Below are 22,314 nucleotides of genomic sequence, written 5' to 3' on the forward strand. Positions count from 1 at the left end.
AACTGTCAAAGTAAGCGAAGGAGACGCTGTTGATCACATTTTCCAGAAGACACGTCCGGTCAGTCCGAACGATGATGAGCCAAGCCCTGGACATCACATCTCGGAAAAGCCCGGCACCCATCGGTTTTCAGGCCACCAACGATGGCATCACACTCACGGCAAGGAACGAGACCATCGCCATTCGGCACATCATCCCCGGCACAGGGGCGTCCGGGGCATTTGTAATCCCCTTAGCAGCCCTGGCCGATTGCGAAGGGCGCGGGGATGAAGTCGTTACGTTTCGGCGCGAAGACGACGTAGTCATTGCGGAGTGGCGAGACGGGGGCATCCCGCAAACTGCTCGGCACGACGTACTTGAAGTGCCTGAAATGCCCGCCGTGGTCGAATCTACCGTCGTGTGTGACCCGGCGCTCATGCGGGCGTTGGCCGACGCGGTGGACACCGCTGATCGCGAACCGACGCGGTATGCGATCAACTGCATCCAGCTTCGTGCGAACGGTCAAATCCTCGCGACGGATGGCCGGCAAGCCTACGTCCACGATGGTTTCGACTTTCCCTGGAATGAGGACCTGCTTGTTCCCGCCTCGCGGGTGTTGACACGAAAGGAACTTGCCGTCGTACCCGAACTTGCCATCGGTGCGTCTGACGATTGGGTTCAGGTGCGAGCGGGCGAGTGGGAACTCTGGTTGAAGATCAACAAAGACGCCCGGTTTCCACGCGTTGACGAGCATGTTCCCGATCCCAATGCCGCGACAACAACACTGCAACTCGCCGATGAGGATGCCCAGTTTCTGATCAAAGCGATGTCGCGGTTGCCGGGTGGAGCTTGGTCCTTGGCGGTGCGATCCACAGTGCCGCCGAGTTTCATTTCAACCAGCTGATGGCCGGCAACCCGATTCCCGACCACGACACCCTGCTGGCCGTGTTTTGGGACGAGTGGCGGGATCGTAACGAGGAAGCTGAGATTCGTTTCGGCAAGAGCGAAGACGTGAACTCGGTGGCCAAGCTAGCGGATCGTATCCTGACCGAGTTTCGCCAAAGCGACCTCGCGGTCCCGCACGGGAAAATCCTCGGGGTGGAAGAACAACTCCGTGGGGAACTGATTCCGGGAGTGCCTGACCTTTTAGCGCGAATCGACTTGATCGTCGAGGCTGAAGATCACGTGACGATCACCGATCTCAAGACTTCTCGCTCGCGCTGGAGCAACGATCAGGCGGAAGACAGCGGCGAGCAGTTGTTGCTTTACTCTGAACTTGTTCGCTGGCTGGTGCCGGGCAAGGAAGTGCGGTTGGAGTTCGCCGTCATCACGAAAGCTGAGAAACCCGTCGCGGAACGACATCCAGTGACCTACGATCCCGAAAGAATCGACCGAACCAAGCGAATCGTCGAGCGTGTGTGGCGTTCGATTCAGGCCGACCATTTCTATCCCTCGCCATCGCCGATCGCCTGTGGTGGCTGTCCCTTTCGTCAGCCTTGCCGAGAGTGGAAGGGCTAAACAACGAAACGCAAAAACTGAAAGGAGGCTGTATGGAGTTGCTCTTTGGAATCGGAATGCTTGTCGCTGCCGGCTACGTCGGCTTTCAAACGGGCGTCTGTTACACGATCGACCAACATAATCGACATCGCCGAAACCGTCGCCGACACTAATCATCTGTGAGTGTCCCGTCTGCCCGGCCCATCGCGGCCGGGCGGGCGGGGCTTTTTCTTTAGCATTTGACGTTCTGCGACTTTCGTCTCCAGGGACCACATCCTTGGGTTTCTAAGTACCGACTGGGCTCGGATTGACCGAGTTGGACGACTAGAAGTTGCATGATGAGAAATGAAGTGCGACAGTGTCAACATAGTTGCCGAGGAATACAGGCTCGGGGCGAGAGTGTTTCAGGTCAGGGTTTTGGACGTTGGAATCTGAGGCGTTGCGGCCAGGTCCAAGCGACTTGACCCTGCATTGTCACCCTCAGCTCAAGGGTGCCGATAACCCTAGAAGGTTTCACAAACGCTTGGCAGGGTAATAGAACGGGATCTGATGTCAGGGTTCGAGAGACCTTACGACGAGAGCAATTGCCAGCAACTCTCGCGTCGGGACGCTTATTTGGTTACCAGTGACGTGGCGCGCCCCAGTTATTAGCGCCGAGAGCCAAAATGCGTGGAAGGTCTGAAATTACCGCATTTTCCTAAGCCTCGTACTGACAGGTGGTTGCGATACCTGTCGTTGTTCTCGGCTCAAGCGTGATTCTGATTGCGTGTACATCCGTGTGTTCTGAGGACGGAAATTACGATTAGATTTTGGCTGATAATCGGCTTTTCGGTATCTGCCTCACGCATCACAACATTGTTTTCGCTTCCGTTGGCCATGGTCAGTTTGATGTTAGAACGCGCCCAGTTAGGGTATCCCTAAGTGGGTGGTGGCCCCGGTCTGTGAAATCGGCTTGATTATTCGGATGTAACTTCCCGTCCGCGTCGCAAAGTCAACGACGGCTGGATTCCGAGGTTCAACTTCAACTTTACGTATACACGATACGCAACATGGTTACCGACAGAAGTAAGATGATGGGCATCTCGAAGCGTGAACACCTGGATTTTTGCTGTGGTACATTTTTCGATCTCGTCGGTGGATGACTTTTTCCGATCTTCGCCAGAACATCAGCCAGGGAGCAGCAGCACAACAACGGGCCCCTAAAGGGGCCCGTATGTTGTCGTGCTGCGCTCCCCACTCCCCGCGCAAGCAAACACACGAAGTAGAGCGTATGTCTGCTCGTCCTTCTGGAATCCAATTCACGGTGTGGCGACTCCGTTCTCCGAGGTGAATTCGCCTGATTGACTTTGCCGGCCACCCAACGTCACCTGCCATGCATCGTACTTCCTTCCGTTGCGAGTCACTGTGGTTCGTTCCACCAAGCGGCGGGTTTCCAGTTCCCGAAGACTTCGTCGGCAAGCATCGCTACGAGCCCCGACAGCTTGATGAAGCGCCGTGAGTGTTGTCCCTTCGCCCTCAGACAGCCCTACGAGATGGGTGAGGATCGCCTGCTCACGGTTCCGCTCCTGTTGGGCGCGGGGGCCCTGCAGCGAGCCTCTGGTCTCTGTCTCGTGGATCTCCTCGCGAGTTAGCACCTGCACATTCCACTCGCGGCCACGGAAGTTTTGGTCGAGTTGGCCTTCGTGGATGTCGAGTCCGTACAGACCACTTTGCCCGGCGCGGCCACCAAAGGCCATCCACAAGCGACAATGACCGGCCGAGGAGTCAAAAGGGACACGGTGATTGATCAGCAGCCACTGGGCCGCCCGCTCGGCCGATCCGGCGAACGACATGTCCTTAAGGGCTGGCACGGCCCCAGTTTTGACGGTCTTCGTGAAGTGATGCACGAACACCGGCGTAGCTCCTTCAGATTTGCACAGGTCTTCCAGTTCACTGATCCGTTCACCCATCTGAAACACATTGCCGGCCTCGGTATTCGTCCCGGATAGGGCAATCAGGTAAAAGGGGTCAAAGATCACCACTTGCGAACTGAAATCGCGAATCAGTTTTTTAACGCGTTGCTGGTCTTGTTTTGACGCTAGTTTTGGGGCCTCAAAAATCGTATGGAGATTGAGTTGATGGGCGGCTCTCCAACCCTCTGGCCGACGAGTACGTAGGCCACACGCCAACGTAGCTGGCCGACTGTCAGCGATTTCGTGGATTCGATTTCTGGTCACCCACATTCCTGACTCCGCGCTGAACAACAGGACGTGATCCACCGGTTCACATGGAAACGTGTTTAGAAATCTTGGCTCGATGGTGCCGTTCCTGGGCGTCGCCAAACCCACCGCTAGATCAACCGCAATGCCCGACTTGAGCGCTTTCATCGGTCCCGAGAGAAACAAGGTTTCGCCTGCGACCATCACACCGCGAACAAGCCACTGTGGCGGCTCGGCCACTTGGTCAAGTTCCTCCATCGAGAACGCCCTGAGACGACAACGATCGCCGCCCCGCATCCGCAGATCATCTGCAAGTACCTTTATCGCGTGGATCTTTTCGGTGGCCCTCACAGCCCTTAGCAGGTCGCACATCATGCCGGAAGCCGAAGCTATTTCTGTGGCGACACCGTACGTTGTGAGGTACTGGCCGACAACCTCGCTGGCAGCTGCCGGGTCGTCAGTGACGATCATCCCATCGGCAAACATCGGTGATACGAACTCGCGAACTCGACTCTCCAACCCCGGCATTTCTGTGAACTGTTCGCTCTCCACCACTCTGGTGACGATGGTGGCTAGCCCATCGGGCGTCTCGGGGATTCTTCGACCTGCCCTGTGCAACTTGTTGAGGGCGTCGATTAGTTGCTGGCCTGCATGCCCAAAGCAACGGTGCCACGTATCGAAATCCTCGCCGAACAGCCGGTCTTGTAAAGCAGGGCACCGTAGGATGTGGGCGAGGGCCACGATTTCGGCTTCTTGCCGGGCAGCGGATTCCCAGGGGTTTGAGTTCGACTGTTCCGGCAACCGGGCAACAGAGCTGGCATCAGAATTGTGATGGCCGTTGTTTTGAGGCGGCGTATTGGCCGTAATAGGTTGAGTGCGTATCATGTAATCAAAGTCCTCTTTTGCTGATAGGGGAATAAAGCTTTAGCCCCGTCCGGTAGTGCTGGTCACCGGCGGGGCTCTTTTGTGCTGGTCACTTCTTGCCCTGGTAGTTTCTCTCCTCAGACGCCCCATCAACCTCTGCAGACAACTGGAGGATAATGGCGGTAGTTAGCTTCTGTCGGGTGATGAACACCGCAAGAAAATGACGGGGATGATCGGGCGCGGTTGACGACGGGGTGCCGTATGGTAGTGGCTACGCGATCACAGTAACCCAGCCACTCGGAGTGTCTCGTCATCGACTTCGGGGGTGGGCGTAGCTGACTGCCGCAGCGAATCGGCGCGGCGCGCGAGAAAATCTCGAAAGGCAGCCTCAGTCGTGTTCCATCTGCCATTGCAGGGAACAGCAAGTAGCTTGATGCCGCGATCAACCCCCTTTTTGATCCATCGCCAGGTGGTTGGACCAGAAGGGCGTTTGCCTGTGATTTGTTGGGCGATAGCGGCGACGGGGCGGAGGTCGCCGTGTGCCAGCAGATCGTCGTTCAGGTTGGGATCGGTCATTTTGGACTCCTGTGTTGGGGAGTCCGCGCAGCAAAAAACCGTAGGCGCGGACTCCAATCGCAAGATCGGATGTCGCACACTACGGAAGTGCGCCGGCCGCCTTACGCGTGCCGGGGACCGTGTATCTGTGTGGCAGGTAGTCGAAACGGAAAACCTACGCTTCGTATCCTTGCAAAAAGTTACGGCCCGTCAAGTGTCCCTATCCGACTATTCGTTCGTCAATCTCGACTAGTATTCTCAACCCACTCGATGATGCGCTAGTTGGTTTACTGACTAATCGCCCCTTACTGGTTGGAGCAAATCGCCGATTGTCTTACGGTACACATAGATGTTCTGATTGTGTGAGAGCTCTCACGGCGCTATCGTCGTAACCTATTTTACAAAAGTGGCTTGCGATTGTCATAATCGCAAGGTGCAGTGTTTTTTCGGGATTCCCGCCGCCTCCACTTTGGCCGCATCTTACCGATTTCGGTAAGGTGCGGCTTTCTTTGTGTTTGGGAAGGCGAGCTATGCTGGAGATTGGCTTTAGAAGCTTGTATGTCTGATTTCGTGTCTGAATTCAATGTCGTAAGCGGAACGTCAAAACCGGTTTTGTAATTCGTGCTAAGGCAATGCGGTAGCTACTTTCGCCATCGAGGCTTGTCGCTCCCAATGGAATCTACGATTGCGCGACGTGACCATCGTCAGACTTAGACATTCGTGGGATGCTGCGTCAGTTCGTCAGGCTCCGACGCATGCGAACCAATGACTCGTTCGCACAAATCATGGTAAATCGAGTAGAACACCGGCACCATGTACAGCACCAGCAAGGTGCTGACCATCAGCCCGCAGGCGATGCTGGTGGCCATGGGAATTAGCATTTGAGCTTGTCGTGAAGTCTCGAACATCAGCGGCATCAGGCCGCCGATCGTGGTGACCGAGGTTAGCAGAACCGGGCGCAGGCGTCGTGCGCCGGCCTCTTGCAACGCTTGGTCGAGGGAGATTCCTTCTTTGACGCGGTGGTTGATGAAGTCGACTAGCACGATCGAGTCGTTCACGACGATGCCGCACAGTCCAACCAGGCCAAGCAAGCTAAAAAGCTCAAGCGGGCGTCCCAAGACCCAGTGGCCCAGGACAGCGCCGACCATCGCAAAGGGGATGATCGCCATGATCAGGAGGGGTTGGAAGTACGATTTGAATTCGATCGCCAGCAAAACCAGAATGGCCAAGAGGGCGACTCCAAACCCCATCATCAGGCTGCTGACCGACTCCTGGGTCTGCTCCTGCTGACCTTCCCAGCGGACGGAGACGTTCGGGTACTTCTCCTTCAGTTCTGGGACAAAATCGGCCTGAAGCGATTTCACGACGTCAAAGGCGTTCCCTTGGCTTTCATTGACGTCAGCGGAGATGGTGACGGTTCGCTTTTGATCGAGACGATTGATCTCGGAATAGCCGCGGACAATCTCGACATCGGCAAGTTCCGACAACGGGCGTTCGACGCCATCTTCGGTCCGAACCCAGATATCCTTGAAGTTCGAGAGGTTTTCGCGATCGCTACGGGGATAGCGAACCATGATCTTCACTTCATGCCGTCCCCGTTGAATGCGCATCACTTCGGCGCCGTAGTAGGCGTTTCGCAACGTGTTGGCCAGATCGGACGACGTAACGCCAAGCGGCATCGCATCTTCTTTGACGCGGACGCGATACTCCCATTTGCCAGGGATCGCATCGTCGGCGACGTCAAAGACGCCGGGGAACTTGGCGAGCTTTTCCTTGCAGGCTTCCACTGCTCCGCTCAGTTGTTCGGCATGAGCGCTGCTCGCCATCAATTTGAATTCGATGGGAGTGCCGCCAGGACCGCTGAACATCGTCTCAAACGTAAGGCTGTCGACGCCGGGGATGTCCCCCACCGCAGTTCTCCAGAGCGAGAGGATTTCGGCGCTGGACAAATCACGGTCCTTACTGCTTACAAGTTCGACTTCGACGCTCCCCTTGTTGCTAGCGCCGCTGGTCGCCGCGCTCGTTCCCGGCGGTCCGGTCGAAACCTGCGATCCCACGACGCGGCAATAAGTTTGCGCCAGCGGCTTCCCCTGGGCGGCATATTCGGCGTCGATCTTTTCAAAGGCTTCGGTAATTCGCTTCGTCCAGCGATCGGTCTCGCCAACCGGCGTACCATCAGGAAAGGTAACGGAGCAGACCAGGTTCTTGCTGTCGATCTTCCCGAGAAAGACAAACGGCACGATGCCGGAACGGATCAATCCGCCCGAGGCGATGAGAAGGCCGATGATGGTCGCTACCGAAATCAACTTGTTCGCGAGCACCAATCGTAACGTCGGCAAGTAGAAACGTTCGATAAACGCATCCAATGCTTTCGACGTCAACCCATTCAGCCAGCCAATCACATGGACGAGCCAGAGAAAGGGATAGAAAACGACCCGGATGATGCGGAAGACAAGGCTGTCATGATGGCTCATGTGAGACGGCAGAATCAAAAACGATTCCAGCATCGAGACGAATAACATCGACAACAGCGCAACCGGCATGACGCTGAGCATTTTCCCCATTTGACCAGTTACGAACATCAGCGGAACGAACGCTGCTACGGTCGTCAGCACCGCCGTGATCACCGAGGGAACGACTTCAATCGTGCCGTCGTAGGCGGCCTGCACGGGGGATTTTCCCATTTGTTGATGAGCGTGGATATTTTCGCAGACGACGATCGCATCATCGACGACAATGCCCAGCGCCATGATGAACGCAAACATCGAAAGCATGTTGAGCGAGCTGCCGGAGAAGTAGAGATACGATCCGGTCACAAAGACGCAAAATGGGATCCCGACCGCGACCCAGAATGCGGCTCGCAGGTCCAGGAACAGCGCCAAGAGAAACCCGACCAACGCCAAGCCTTGAAGGCCGTTAACGATCAGCAACTGCACGCGTTCGCGAACGTCAACCGACTGGTCGCTCCAAGTGACTAGGTGATAGCCCGCCGGCAATTCCGCGGTTTTGACGTAGTCGTAGACGGCGTCGACGACCGCCAACAGGTCATCCGTCTTGTTACGTACGACGGAGATCGCCAAGCCTGGTTCGCCATTGATCTCGCAGATTGCGGCGGTGTCGGTAAACTCATCGCGGACGACGCCAATCTCTCCGATCGTCAGGACAGTGCCGCTATTGCCAGAAAGGAGGGGCAAGTCGGCGATTTCGGAGCCGTACAATCGCCGACTATGCCCACGTAGCAAAATCTCTTGCGAGTCGTCCCGAATCGTTCCGCCGGGTAGCTCGTAGTTTTCCTTGGCGACGATGGAAGCGACCTTCGAGAGCGAGAGACCATAGGCCCGCAGGCGTTCTTCCGGAATTTCGATGTCGATCTGATAGTCTTTGGCCCCGGAGATTTCGATGTCGGCAACCCCAGGCAGCCCAAGCAGGTCTTCCCGCACCAGTTCCGCGACTTCTCGCAGCTTAAGAGCGGCGTCGACGCTGGTTGGCGGCGGTCCGATCAGGCCGACGCGGATTGCGGTCTCCTGGCGCGTCTGGCGACGAACTTCCGGGTCTTCCGCCATGTCCGGAAAGCTGGTGATGCGGTCCACTTCCGAGCGGATTTCGTTGAGCACGCGGTCCGGATCGGCGACGTTGGAGCGAAGTTCGATCGAAACCGACGCGGAACCTTCGGTCGCCGTCGACGTCACCTTGCGGATGCCATTGACCGAGCGAACCGCTTCTTCAATCTTCTGGCAAATCCCTTGCTCGACTTCGTCGGGCGTAGCGCCGGGATACGAAACCGAGACTTGGATCGTTTCCATCTCAAATTCAGGAAACAGCTCTCGATTGAGCTTGCTCGTAAAGTAAAGGCCGCCGACGATCGCCGCGATCATCAAAATGTTCATCGCCGGCTGATTCTGCATGGCCCAGCGGACTAACGACTTCATAGAGCTTGCTCCGCAATGGCGACTTCGCTGTTTTCCGCCGGGGCGATCAACGGAGAGGTAACGACGAGGTCCTCGGCGACGATCCCCTCTTTGTCTTGATAGGCGATCACTTCCGATTCGCTGGCATTGGCGACATTGATCGGCAACTCGTGCAGTTTCTGATCGCGAATGACCCAGACGTAGCCATTCGGTTTGACGGCCGATTTCGGCAGCCGCAACAGCGGGATTTTCGGATCGGCATGGATGACCACTTTGACGAACATGCCGCTCATCAGCGTCGGCGGAATCGTTAACGGCCGTTTGGCGATCACGTTCGGCTTCGCATCGGCGTCAACCGTGACGCGACACGGAACGAGCCGCGTGACTTCGCTCAGTTTGCCGCCGTCAAAGAAGCGGAGCGCGGCCGGCCATTCGTAGCGAGCCGATTCGGTCTCATAGACAACCGTCGCAGGGGTCTCTGGAAACTGATACGAAGCGGTTAACTGCGTTGAATTCGGGTCGCTCAAGGTCGACTGCCAGAGCCACTCCATCTCATTCATGCGGATGCTGCAGCGTACTTCCATTTGGCTGGAGTCTTGAATGACGACGACGACCTCCCCGCGATTCACAAAGCTATCTTGGACGACCGGATCTTGGGTGATTACGCCGTCGATCGGAGCTCGAATTTCGGTGCGCGACAAGTCGAGACGCGCTTGTTCGCATTCCAGCGACGCCAGCTTGCAGGCGTTTTCCAACCGAACCTTCTGGGAAAGCAACAATTCCAAGGAATCGCGTCTCGATTGCAACTCGGTCATCGCGTTGTGCTCATTGAGTTTCGCCGAGTCAATCTCCGCCTTAGAGATCGCCCCATTCGTCTTGATCGCTTCAAACCGACGAATCTCACGACTCTTGATCTCGACATTGACCTCGGCCAGCGCGATTTGCCCCTTGGCTGCGTCGATTTGGACGGTCAACTCCTGTAGATTCGCTTCGGCCTGATGAAGCTGATGGTCGAGTTGCTGGACCTTCAGTTGGTAGTCGGTATCGGCAATCTTCAGCAACAGATTTCCTTGCTTGACGACCTGCCCAATCCGGCATTCCGGCGCACGATAGGCGATCCGGCCGTCGACTTCCGCAGAAAGGGAGACCTCCTGGAACGGCACAACAACGCCGTCCGCCTCGAAGTCGATTCCCGAGTGATGCACGGCGACGGTCGCCGCTTCGACAAGCGGAACCGCTGCCGACGTTTCCCCCTTTTCCGCAGGTTTTTCGGATTGCCCCAACCCGACGAAAACCACCACGCTGCCGCCGAGAATCGCGAGCGAAATGACAACTTGCACAACATGTCCCAGCAGGTTACGCCAGACCGATCTCTGGGAATCGGACGGTCTAGGAATGTCGCGGTGCGACGCGGGTTCGTCGGTTTTCGCGACTTCTTTTGGGACCGTTTCGCGATAGTTTTTCGTCAGGTCGCTTGGCACAAGATTCTCGCAGGAGAAGTGGTAAACCCGCTGACAATAAGCGGTTGCAATGAGCCATGGACGCACGAAAAACATCCGCCCACGTACCTTAATTGGAGAAACGCCCAGTCGCGTCCACAGGTATTTTTCCCGCGAGGAGAGAATTACTCGGCGAGTGAGTAGCCCTGATTTCAGGAGACTAGGGCTTCGACGACGACGTCTCGCCCAGCGCAGAGCGATCGATCCGCCATGGATCGTTCGTTAGCGGAGTCGGCGGCAAGGGCAACTCCACTTGCTCCAATTGCCGCTGGAGCTGCGCCTCTTCAGAAGCCGCATGCTCGGCTCGCTGGTTGTTTCCAAGCGCCGTATGAATAGATTTCAGTCCGCGCTGCGCTTTCGCGGCCATGTGTATGAGAAACGCGGGAATGGTTCCGCCGCTGTTCAAACCGCAATTTGCAATACATTCTTCCAGGTCGCCGCTGGCCTGGTTCAGGTCACCTCGCTCGTAAGCCACGATCGCCTGAAGGTAAAAATTGCGCGCCAAGCCAAACTGATATCGTTTCGTATAAGGAAAGTCTTCGGCCAGTTTGATGATCGTTTGCTGACTTTCTTCCAGCAACTCGTCAAGGCCATCCAATTCGCGAAGGTCCAGCTTGCGTTCCGCCAAATGCTGCGAGATCCGCGCTGCGATCTCGCGAGTCTCCGGTTGTTCCGCATATTCCGGCGGCATATCGACCAGCAGTTCTCGAGCGGTTTGCAACAATTCGAGCGGATCTCGCTCCAGCTCTTCGCTTGAAAACTCGGCGGCGTGAGCGTAGGTCCAAGCCAAGGCGCGACGATATTCGGCCTCTTGCGGAAACTCGGCGACCAGTTCTTCCAGCAGTTGAATCGCCTGTTTGACGCCGTCGGACGAGGGCCTGCCGTTTGCGGCGAAACTCATCATTCCGCCATAGTCTTCCCAGCTTCTGGCAAGCTCCAAGCGGTAGTCACCCGTATTGGGATAATCGCGAACCAGACGCTCCAGGATTTCGATCGATTTCGATAGCAGCTGCCGAGCGTGATCCGCATCGACTTTCGCTCCGGTGGTGGAGAGAGGAATCACCTGGCCGAAGATGTTCGCCTTGCCCATTGCGCTATAGGCCTGGGCAAGCTGAAGCTGCGCCTCAGGCGTTTCACTCCAGACGGCGTCGCCGTTTTCAATGATTTCGCTCGCCTCCTGAAAACGCTGGTAAGCGACGTCAAATTGATCGGCGGCCATCGCCAAATCGCCAAGTTGCTGATAGATCGACGCCATCTCCAGCTGGGGAGGCGTTTGCGAGGAAACCTCAATCGCTGGGACTTGCTTGAGAAGTTCGATCGATCGTTCAAAGGCGGCTTGCGCTCGATGCGCTCGACCGAGTCGCTGTTGGATTTCTCCCACCTTGCGATAGGCGAGCGCACTCTCGTACTGCCAACGCTTACTGTCGCCGTTAGCTTCCGCAAAACGATCGTAAAACGACAGCAGCCCCTCCAGGATTTGTACGTCATTATTGGAGAGACGCGGCGTCGGCGTCTCCCCCAACTCGGAAGCGTTCGTCGAATCGGCCAGCGAACGGGTCGGCGACTGAACGCTGATGCGACGAAAGATCGTGTCGAACGCTTCCGCCGCGAGCCCCAGGTTCGCTTCCGCTCGACTCTTTTCCGTCTCTGCGGAGGATCGCAAATGCGACTCTCGCAGATAACCGAAGACCGCCGCGAAACAACTGATAACGAGCAACAGCAGCGTCGACGTCGTCAGCGCCGCCATCGCCGGATTTCGCCGGCACCAACGGCGCAAATGTTCCCAACTGCTGGTGCGGCGCGCTTTGATCGGGACGTCATCGAGATATCTCTGCAGATCTTCCTCGAATTCGTGCGCCGTGGCGTAGCGGTGATCTGGATCGGGCGAAATCGCCTTTAACACGATCGTTTGCAGATCGGCGGGGATCTGCGGATTGATCGAACGAGGCTCAGGCGGCGTGGTGCTCGTCTTCAGCTTTAGCAGCGCAGCGTAGTGCTCGGCTCGGTCGAACGCAGGACGGAGGGTCAACAGTTCGTAGAGGGTTAGCCCAAGACTATAGATGTCAGTTTGCGTCGTCGCGCGTCCTTCCAATTGCTCCGGCGCCATATATCGCAAAGTTCCGACGACATCGCCCGGCGTCGTCAAATCGGCCTCATCCAGCAGCTTCGCCAAGCCAAAATCCATCAGCCAGGCTCGCCCACTGTTGTCAAGCATCAAGTTGCCAGGCTTGATGTCGCGATGCAGCACGCCTTGTTGATGCGCGTAATGCATCGCGTTAGCAGCCTGCACGCCGATGCCCGCGACGCTGCGCCAATAGTCGCGACTAAGGCGAACCGAGGCGACTTCACGCGTTTCCCCCAAGGCGGAGGAGGTGACCTCCGCTGCTGGACTGCTTGGCGCCCCGACCGTCGGAGAGGTTGGCGACAGTTTGGAAACGGAAGGGGGAGCGGTCACCTTCTTCGCCGCCAAGGAGGGTTCAAAGCGGCCCTGTTTTAACGCGACCGCGATCTCCGCCGCCAGTTCGTCATCGACGTTGGTTGCGGAACCCAAATCATCAGCGTCTTGCCCCTTGGAATCCGTTCCGCGAAGCGCGTTCAACTCGGCCAAGATGCGGTCCAAGCTGCGGCCTGCGATGTATTGCATCGCGTAGTAATGCTTCCGCTCCCATTGGCCGACGCCGAACACGGCGACGATATTGGGATGTTGCAGTCGAGCGGCGGCCTGGGCTTCGCGGCGAAAGCGTCGGACCGCTTGCGGGGAATCGGAAAAGTGGTCGATCAGCACCTTGATCGCGACCGTACGCCCAAGCGATTCCTGCTCCGCTTCGTAGACGACCCCCATTCCGCCGCGACCGATCATCTCCAGCACGCGAAAGTCGCCGATCGTTTCCGGGATCTCCTCGGACGTTTCGCCTGACGGCGTTTGCCAGCGATCTTCGTCGTGGTGAGATTTCAGGTCTTCCAGCGCCATCAGCGTGCCGAACAGCGAGCGAATCTCCTCGGCATGGTCAGGATTGGCGGCGACATATTCGTTGATCGAAGGCTTCTCGCCGCTGCGCAGCCGCTGGACGAATTCTTCCCCGAGCATTTCGACCGGATCGCGGAGTTCGTCGGAATCGTCCATGGCGTCGTCAGGGGATGAGTGATCGTCTGTTGTGCAAATGGCTTACGGATCAGGAAGCCAAGATACGCTCGAAAGTAACTTGTTCAACCGCTGCAAAGCGCGAATGTATCGATTGCTGGCAGCCGTTTTACTGATCCCGAGCTCGACGGCGACCTCGGCGTTGGAGAGTTCGTCGAAGTGCCGCAGAGCGATAATCTCGCGGTCCATAGGGTCCATTTTCTCCAACGTTGCTCGCAAACGCTGACGAAATTCTCGTTTTGCGGCATCCCGACTAGGGCTGATCATCCCATCGGCCAGAAATTGCGAAAGGGATTCTGCGTTCGCGTAGGAGGGAGCATTACCTCCCAGCGAAACTTCCAGCTTCGCATCCCGCTTTTGGACGCCCAAATGGTGGCGATGAGCGGCGATGATCTGCTGCCGCGTAATCAGCCGCAACCACAATTTGGGGGTCAGGTTCCGCGCTTCCAAAAACGCCGGCAACTGCCGAACCGCTTCCAAGTACGACTCTTGCAGAATATCGGAAGGATCAACCCTACCGGCCACTCGGGCATCAAGCCGAATGTCGATCATCCGGCGCAAACGCCCCCGATGGCTGGCGAAAAGATGCGCTAGTCCATCTTCCCCCGTTTGCAGGGAGGCGAAATCGGGTTCATCAGAAGGTTCGTCTCGCATGCTGCAATTATAGGTCGACCATCACCAATGTCGCCAATGTGAGCGAGCTAGGGGAGGCATTTGCAGCATGCGCGATTCGGAATCGCGAACCAAGCCTCGCTTGAAACCGCCGCTCGACAAATGGCAACGACTTGCAGTCCAAACATGTTTCATAAGTCGCGATCTCACAGAGAATTTTGCGTGCGTGTCTGATGTGTCTGAAATCGTGTCTGATTTCGGCCATGTTCAGCTCCAGCGGCCAAAATTGCTGTTTTCGCAAGTGTCTTGCTCAGGACACCTTCCGGCGACAAGTTTCAAAAGAGTTTTCGCCCCCGCCGCCTCCACTTAACCCACCTTGGCCGATTCGGCCGGGTGGGTTTTTCTTTGGGCTTGTGAAAGCGAGTTCCAGTTCGAGCCCAAAATGCACGTCAGCGCCCGGTTAGCGTGGGTTCGCGACAGGCCGCGTCGTTGTGGCGGCGCCGCCGTCGAGCATGCGGACGCGGATGCGGTGGAAGACGATTCGCGACCCGCCCAACGTAATCACGCCCAGGCGGCGACTCTGGTCGTAGTTCCTCTCGTCGTCGATGGCGATCGCCGGGAGGTCGCCGGTCCACTCGCCCACCTGCTCGGCGTCGTCGCCGCTGCCGAGCCACAGGCTGACATGATCCTCGTCCCCCTGCCGGACCACGATGCGAATGGTCTTGGGCTGGCCGGTCTCGACGATGTCAGCCTCGGAGAGCGTCGTCGTCTCTTTCTTCTGGTGCACTGCCCCGATAATGACGCCCGGCTGATTCGGCCACGTGAAACCAATCGGGCAGCGTCTTGGGTGGCAGGGGAGGCTCACGTTGAAGCCCGAACCCTGGGATACCTCGGTCAGCTTCATCTCCACCTCGTACGCGGACCAGTTGGAGTCGATCGGGAACAGCAAATTGTGCGGCTTGTCATCTTTGTCGCCGACGACTAACGTGCCGTTCTCGACGTACCAGTCGTTCGCTCCCGTGAAGTTCGCTTCGTCCTGCTTGTCGAGTTTCGGGTCTACAAGCGGAAGGACCTCGATCCACTCGCCGCTCTTGAATCGACCAAGTTGGTCGACTTCCTTCCAGAAGTCCTCGATTGTCTGGACTGCACGCCAATCGTCGCTGACGTTGATCCTCTGCAGGGACGAAATCGAGCGGAGCAATTCAGTGTCCCGGTCGGGCTGGAAATCCATTGCGATAGTCTCCAGGTCAGGCAGGTTCTTCAGCGGTGAGAAATCTGTGACTTCGGGCCCGTACGCCCGCAGATCCCTCAGTTTCGGGCAGTCCTCGACGAGTTTCTTCAGCCCGGCATTGGTCATGCGGGAACTGCGAAGGTGGAGAATCTCCAGATTCGGGCAACCGCTGAGATTGGCCACGCCGGCGTCTCCGATTTTCGTCCAGGATAGGTGGAGTTCTCGCAGATTCCTGCACGTGGCGAGATGGGCTATTCCGGCGTCGGTAATCGCCGAATTCGTCGACAGATTGACGTAGGCTAGTTCCGTACAGTCCCGCAGATTGGCCAACCCGGCATCGCCAACACGCATACCGTTGAGGCTGATCCACTCCAGTTGCCGGCAGTTGCGAAGATGAACCATTCCCGCATCGGTCACGCCGGTCCCCGGAAGCTGGACCTTTTTGAGATTGCTGCAGCCTGCAAAGTGGGCCAGACCTGCGTCGCCGATTTGCGGATTCCCATCGAGATTCAGTTCCTCTAGTTCCTCGCAGCCTGCAAAGTGTGCAAGGCCGGCGTCGGTGATTTGCGTCCCTCCCAGATTGAGTGACCGCAGACTTCCGCAGTCCGGAAAGTAAAGCTTCAGTCCCTCGTCGGTGATTTGCGTCCCGTGCAGGTCGAGCTTCGTCCATGTTCGTCCGCGGAAGACTGCGAGTCCCAGTTCGGTGACCTTCGTGTGGCCGAGCGAGAGGGAAGTCAGCTTTTTGGAGTTCGCGAAGACCTTCACCCCATCGTTCGTGATACTCGTGTAGCTGAGGCCGAGCTTATCGAGATCTGGGAGACTGTCGAACAGTGCGAGCCCTCGGTTGGTGACCTTGGTTCCGTCCAGATAGAGCTCGACGAGCCCCTTACACTCGCTGAACGCGCCGATCCCGACGTCGGTGATCTCATGGTTGGTGAAGAGCACCAGCTTCGTGATGTTTGTGCAGCCCTTGAAATGCTGGAGGGACTCGTCGGTGATATTCGTGCGCATTAGGAAAAGGGTCTTCAACGGCGCGGGATCAAGGGGCGAGAGATCCTCGACGGGTGTGAGGCCAACCCCGACGTGTTCGAGCGGCATTCCCTTCAGCGGTGAAAGATCGGACACCTGGGTCGCGCTGCACATGAGGCTGTTGAGTGGAAGGCCCCGCAGGGGACTCAAATCGGCGACCTGGCTCAACCCGCTCGAATTCCACCCGCCCGACCCATCGTATGATCCATTGCAGCTGAGCGACTTCAATCCCTTCAGCGCGCCAACTGGGGTGATGTCGCTGACGTAGTCGGACAGGAACTTCAGTTCAACGACCACGCCGTCCTCGATCGTCGCCTCAAGCGTGGTCTCGTCGAACTTGGGATTCAATCGCTTGAGCTCCCGGCGGACCGTCTCGACCTGCTCCTCCGCTGCGCGTTTGGGGATGCTGTCGTCGGGCACGATTGCGCTGAGGTAGGGGGGCGGATTAGGCGTGGGCTCCGATGCGCTTGGTAACCAAAATCCGCGCCCGGCAATCCCCGTGACGGCGACGAGCAACAATACCGCCGCTGCAATCTTCACGTGCGGTCGGCGCAGCAGCGGTGTCGTTTCAACGCGAGGCGTCACGGCCGTGCCCCGTTCGCCGCCCAATTCGGCAGGCGAGGGAATCGTCGGCGTGCGCCCTGCCTGAATGTCGACCAGGCATTGTCCGAGCAGGTTGGCGACGTCCTTCGCAGAGCCGTATCGCTTGGCGGGGTCCTTGGCGTGCAGATGACCGATCAGGTCGCACAACCAGTCAGGAGCTTCAGGGATGATTTCCTGGATGGGACGCGGCGCGTCTTCGGTAACCCTTTTGAGGACGGCCATCGTCGACGTGGAGCGAAACGGAGGGCGACCACTGATCATTTGGTAGAGTACGCTACCGAAGCTGAACAGGTCGGCTCGTTGATCAAGTTTTCGGCCATAGGCTTGTTCGGGCGCCATATACATCGGCGTGCCGGCGATCATTCCTGACTGCGTCATGCTGGAGTCGTCCACGGTACGGGCCAGACCAAAGTCGGTGATCTTGATCCGCTCCTCCATGTCTCCTTCCAGCAGAATGTTTCCGGGTTTGATGTCGCGATGGATCAGATCCTGCGCGTGCGCGGCCGCCAGACCGTCAGCGATCTGCTTGCCTAACCGCAACACGCTGGGCAGGTCCAGTGGGCCATGATCCTTCAGTTGCTGTTGCAGCGTCCGTCCCGGGACATATTCCATCACCAGGTACGGAATCGGCTCTTCTTCGACAGAATAGATGCTCACCACGTTGTCATGACGGATTTGTGCGGACGTACGGGCCTCGCGGAGAAACCGCTTGCGCGCCGGCGACATGGAGGCCATCTCCAGCGCAAGGACTTTGATCGCGACGATTCGTTCCAGCTTGGTGTCGAACGCCCTCAGCACCGTGCCGAACGCCCCCTTACCGACAACCTCCAGAACCTCGTAGTGTCCCAGACGCCCCAGGGCGTCGTCGCGGGTCGCCGGTTCGAGGTAGCTGAGGAGGATTTTGTCTTCGGGATCTTGCTGATTCTTCGTCATGTTGATCCCTTCCGAGGAAATCGCGTCCCCTTCGTCGTCACAGGTGGAGCCGCTCCCGAGCACCATCGTTGGGCTGATCCCGTTGAGTACGCCCGAGTCGGAATCGAGCGGCGGGTGCTCGAGGAAACTTCCCAGTTGGGCTTGTTCCTTGAGCAATCGTTCGATCCGCGGTCGCATCTCGTCATCACAGACTTCATTCAGGAATGCCTGTCGCTCGGCCTCAGTCGGCTGCTCCAGCGCCGCCGCGAAGATTTCACGTTCGTTCATTGATTCTCCCTTTTCGAAACGCCGAATCTCGGTCTCGGAAGACAATGCGACGGAAGGCGCCCGTTACTGCAAAAGAATGTCGAGATTTTTTTTGAGCCGATCTGCCCCAATCAAAAGACTATTCATCAGGCTGTAACTGGCAGCGCAGCCATGATCTGGCGTAATCCCAAGTGTAGTAACCAGTTCGGGCCGACATTCCGAGTGAATTGGCGGCTTGTTCTACGCTCATGCCGGCAAAATATCGCAGTTTGACCAGATCGGCCGCGACCGCGTCTGTTTTCTCGAGTTCGTCCAGCGCGTCGCTGACGGCGATCAAATCGAGACCGTCCGTGGTCGCCGGTTCCTCAATGTCGTCGACCGCTTGTCGCTGATAGCCGCCACCATGCCTGAGTCGGGCCTTGCGGCGTGCAGATTCGACCAGAATCCGCCGCATTGCCTCGGCGGCAGCGGCGAAGAAGTGCCCCCGGGAGTCCCACTGCTGAGCCTGCTCGACATCGACCAAGCGTATGTAGGCGTCATGCACCAGCGCCGTGGCCTGGAGCGTTTGGCCTGGCTTCTCATTGGCCAGTTTGGCAGCCGCGAGTTTGCGCAGCTCGTCGTAGACCAGCGGCAACAGTTGCTGGGCCGCCGCTGGATCGCCATGCTCAATGCGAGATAAGATTTGAGTCACATTCGCCATAAAAAATGAGTATACCTCGGCGAATACCGCGTCTCCATCATCCGCGTAAACGGCCGAGCGTTAACCGGCGTCCGCCATCAGCTACTTTTCCGATCGGAATACCGGCCCGATCAAAGTGGATTTTCACCACCTGGACCTGCTAAAATTGGAGTCCAACCCACCTCCACCTCCCACCACCTTCCCCGACTTTCCATTTCTTACTGGCGGGATGTCGATCGGATCTACGATGAAACGATTTCGAACAACGACATGATGAATCGACCTTTTCAATCGATAGGCGGCTACCGAGCGACCGGAGTTTTTTGTGCGGTGCTGCTTGGGATCGCGTGCCCGGCACTCATCGCCGAGGAACTCAAAAGCCCAGCGGAAGCCAAGCCAGCTTTGCCGTCGGTTGATTTCGCAGGCGACATCTTCCCGATCCTGCAGCGATCGTGCATCGAATGCCATGGACCGAACAAGGAAGAAGGGGGGCTGCGGCTCGATCAGCGTGACTACGCGCTCGACTCCGGCGCCATCGAACCAGGCTCGCCGGAAGAGAGCGAACTGCTGCGCCGGATCGTGCTACCGCGGGGGCACGACGACATCATGCCGGCGATTGGCGAACCTCTGAATAAGAACCAAGTCGCCGCCATTCGTGGCTGGATCAAGCAGGGCGCCATCTGGCCCAAGGACTTCCAGGAAGCGACGCACTGGTCTTACGTCGCTCCTAAGCGGCCGGCGCTGCCCGACGTATCGAATCCCAATTGGGTTCAATCGCCGATCGATCGTTTCGTGCTGCATCGCCTCGACGAAGCGGGGCTGACGCCTTCTGCGCCGGCAACTCCAGAGAAACGGATTCGCCGCGTCTACCTCGACTTGATCGGTTTGCCGCCGACGCCTGCCGAGGTCCAGGCCTTCGTCGCCAATCCAACCGCGAAGCATTACGAAACGATCGTCGATGATCTGCTCAATCGGCCGCAGTTCGGCGAACGATGGGCACGACCTTGGCTCGACCTGGCCCGCTATGCCGACTCGCACGGATTCCAACGGGATGACCTGAGAGATGTCTGGGCGTATCGTGATTGGGTGATTCGCGCCATGAACGACGACATGCCGTTCGATCAGTTCACCATCGAGCAAGTCGCCGGCGATCTGCTTCCCAACGCGACGGAGTCGCAGCGAATCGCGACCGGTTTCCATCGCTGCACGCCCACCAATGTGGAAGCAGGTTCCTTGCCGGAAGAAACGCGAATCGAACAGGTCCTCGATCGCGTCAATACAACCGGGGCCGTGTGGCTTGGCACGACGCTGGAATGTTGCCAGTGCCATGACCACAAGTACGACCCGTTCACCCAACGCGACTATTACCAACTTCTGGGCTTCTTCAACAGCACCGAGTTAGAAGCGGATCGCGCCAGCGATTCACCCAGCTCGATCCGTTTCAACGGACCGTCAATGCCGTTGTCGGACGCTCAGCAAGATACTCAGCGGAAGGAACTGCAAGGGCAACTGGCAGGCCTAAAGAAGAAACGAACCGAGCGTCGCCGCGAATTGACCACCGACTTGGAATCGTGGGTCGCCCAATATGCGGAACAGTTGTCGCAAGCGGCAAAGACGCATGTGCTAGATGTCGTCAGCTTCGAGTCGCAAGGGAATACCGACACGTTCAAGACGCTGGACAATGGATCGGTGCTGCTGGTCGGCGGCGATCCTCCGGAAACCGACGTTTACGCCGTCCGCACGAAAGGGGCGATTGCCGGAGTGACGGCCATTCGGCTGGAAGCGTTGAGGCACGAAGACCTGCCAGGCGGCGGCCCAGGCCGCGGCGATCCTCAGAAGCGTAACTTTGTGCTGAACGACTTTTCGGCCGAGATCCAATCGGAAGGGGAGCCGACGACGAAGCTTCATTTCACCGGCGGCACGGCGGCTTACTCGCAGCCAAGTTGGGATATTAACGGCGCGGTGGATGAAGACCCCAAAACCGGCTGGGCCATTGCGCCGAAGTTCGATGAGTCGCACACGGCGACGTTCCGCCTGGCCGAGACGATCGATCTGACCGACGACCAGCAACTTGTCTTCACCTTGAGTCAACAGTGGGGCAAGGCCCGCACGATCGGCTGCTTCCGCTTGTCGGCCATCACCGGAAATGTCGACGCCGAAACCGTTCCGGATGTCGTCGCCAAGGCGAGCAAGACGCCCGCCATGAAATGGTCCGAAAAGCAGCGGCAAGAGTTGGTCGACTACCGCGTCGAGCGCGACTCCAAGTCCGGCGACCTGGACAAGCAGGTCAAAGCGATGGAAAAGAAGATCGAGCAACTGAAGCCCGATACGACCCTGGTCATGATCGAACTGGCCAAGCCGCGCGAGACTTCGATCTTCGAGCGCGGCGACTACCGCACCCCGGGTGAGAAAGTCGAGCCTGGGACGCCCGATATTTTACATTCGATGCCGGAGGGCCCGCCCAATCGCCTGACGCTGGCCAAGTGGCTGGCTTCGCGCGAGAACCCATTGGCGGCCCGGGTAACGGTGAATCGCTGGTGGGCGGAATTGTTCGGCCAAGGAATCGTAACGACCGTCGAAGATTTCGGCATCAAAGGAGAACCCCCCTCCCATCCCGATCTGCTTGACTGGCTGGCGGCCGAGTTCATGGACAACGGTTGGTCGATGAAAAAGCTGCTCAAGACGATCGTCATGTCGTCGACCTACCAGCAGTCATCGAAGGTGACGCCCGAACTCTTGGAGATGGATGACCAGAACCGATTGCTGGCCCGCGGTCCGCGTTTCCGAATGAGTGCTGAGATGGTTCGCGACAACGCGTTGGCGGCCTCAGGCCTGTTGAGCCTCGACCAGTTTGGCCCGCCGATTCGACCCTACCAGCCGAAAGGGATCTGGACCAAGGTCGGGGGCACGAACTATCAGTACGAAGTCAGCCCAGGGGAGCAGCAGTACCGCCGCGGCATTTACGTGGTCATCAAACGGGGATCGCCTTATCCCAGTTTCATGAACTTCGACGCGTCGGCTCGCTTGGCCTGTACGGTGAAGCGTTCGCGAACCAACACGCCGCTTCAGGCCCTGACGCTGCTGAACGATCCGGTCTATGTCGACGCCGCCAAGGCGTTGGCGAAACGTATCCAGGACGAGACCAAAGACCAACCGCTCGATCAGCAGCTCGCCTATGCCTTTCAGCTTTGTACCGCCAGACGCCCAACCGAAAGGGAACAGGCCATCCTGCAAAAGCTGTACGCACAACAAGCGAAAGAGCACGATCAAGACGAGGCCTGGTTCAGCGTGTCCCTGGCGCTATTGAACCTGCACGAGACCATTACCAAGGATTGAGGCCG

General features: G+C 57.9%; 11 protein-coding genes. 3 read left to right on the forward strand and 8 right to left on the reverse strand.

The features are described from left to right. Positions 1 to 74 precede the first annotated feature (74 nt). On the forward strand, positions 75 to 881 hold the full coding sequence (locus LOC68_RS18995; RefSeq protein ID WP_230221666.1) for a hypothetical protein: 807 nt from the start codon (positions 75 to 77) through the stop codon (positions 879 to 881). Continuing rightward, the gene (locus LOC68_RS19000) at positions 881 to 1,495 is read left to right on the forward strand and encodes a RecB family exonuclease (RefSeq protein WP_230221668.1); all 615 of its coding nucleotides are present in this window, start codon (positions 881 to 883) and stop codon (positions 1,493 to 1,495) included. The genes LOC68_RS18995 and LOC68_RS19000 overlap by 1 nt, the downstream gene beginning before the upstream one ends. 1,277 nt (positions 1,496 to 2,772) lie before the next feature. On the opposite strand, the gene LOC68_RS19005 is transcribed toward LOC68_RS19000, so the two are convergent. From LOC68_RS19005 to LOC68_RS19040, 8 genes are all read right to left on the reverse strand, one after another. Further along, on the reverse strand, positions 2,773 to 4,557 hold the full coding sequence (locus tag LOC68_RS19005; RefSeq protein WP_230221670.1) for an AAA family ATPase: 1,785 nt from the start codon (positions 4,555 to 4,557) through the stop codon (positions 2,773 to 2,775). 258 nt (positions 4,558 to 4,815) lie between these two features. Next, the gene (locus LOC68_RS19010) at positions 4,816 to 5,112 is read right to left on the reverse strand and encodes a DUF1580 domain-containing protein (RefSeq protein WP_230221672.1); all 297 of its coding nucleotides are present in this window, start codon (positions 5,110 to 5,112) and stop codon (positions 4,816 to 4,818) included. A gap of 689 nt (positions 5,113 to 5,801) precedes the next feature. Continuing rightward, positions 5,802 to 9,020, reverse strand: a complete 3,219-nt coding sequence (locus LOC68_RS19015) for an efflux RND transporter permease subunit (RefSeq protein ID WP_230221674.1) — start codon at positions 9,018 to 9,020, stop codon at positions 5,802 to 5,804. Beyond that, the gene (locus tag LOC68_RS28595) at positions 9,017 to 10,339 is read right to left on the reverse strand and encodes an efflux RND transporter periplasmic adaptor subunit (RefSeq protein ID WP_230221676.1); all 1,323 of its coding nucleotides are present in this window, start codon (positions 10,337 to 10,339) and stop codon (positions 9,017 to 9,019) included. Before LOC68_RS28595 ends, LOC68_RS19015 begins: the two co-directional genes overlap by 4 nt. A gap of 319 nt (positions 10,340 to 10,658) precedes the next feature. After that, complete coding sequence (locus LOC68_RS19025; RefSeq protein ID WP_230221678.1) at positions 10,659 to 13,622, reverse strand: serine/threonine-protein kinase; 2,964 nt, start codon at positions 13,620 to 13,622, stop codon at positions 10,659 to 10,661. Between the two features lie 42 nt (positions 13,623 to 13,664). Next, complete coding sequence (locus tag LOC68_RS19030; RefSeq protein WP_230221680.1) at positions 13,665 to 14,294, reverse strand: sigma-70 family RNA polymerase sigma factor; 630 nt, start codon at positions 14,292 to 14,294, stop codon at positions 13,665 to 13,667. A gap of 418 nt (positions 14,295 to 14,712) precedes the next feature. Then, positions 14,713 to 18,315, reverse strand: coding sequence for a protein kinase domain-containing protein (locus LOC68_RS19035; protein WP_230221682.1), 3,603 nt, complete (start codon positions 18,313 to 18,315; stop codon positions 14,713 to 14,715). A gap of 118 nt (positions 18,316 to 18,433) precedes the next feature. Further along, entirely contained in the window at positions 18,434 to 18,994 is a 561-nt protein-coding gene (locus LOC68_RS19040) for an ECF-type sigma factor (RefSeq protein ID WP_230221684.1), read from the reverse strand. A gap of 249 nt (positions 18,995 to 19,243) precedes the next feature. Between LOC68_RS19040 and LOC68_RS19045 the strand changes: the two genes are divergently transcribed. Next, positions 19,244 to 22,309, forward strand: coding sequence for a DUF1553 domain-containing protein (locus LOC68_RS19045; RefSeq protein ID WP_230221686.1), 3,066 nt, complete (start codon positions 19,244 to 19,246; stop codon positions 22,307 to 22,309). Positions 22,310 to 22,314 lie beyond the last annotated feature (5 nt).

It is taken from the genome of Blastopirellula sediminis (assembly GCF_020966755.1).
GTDB classification, from domain to species: Bacteria; Planctomycetota; Planctomycetia; order Pirellulales; family Pirellulaceae; genus Blastopirellula; species Blastopirellula sediminis.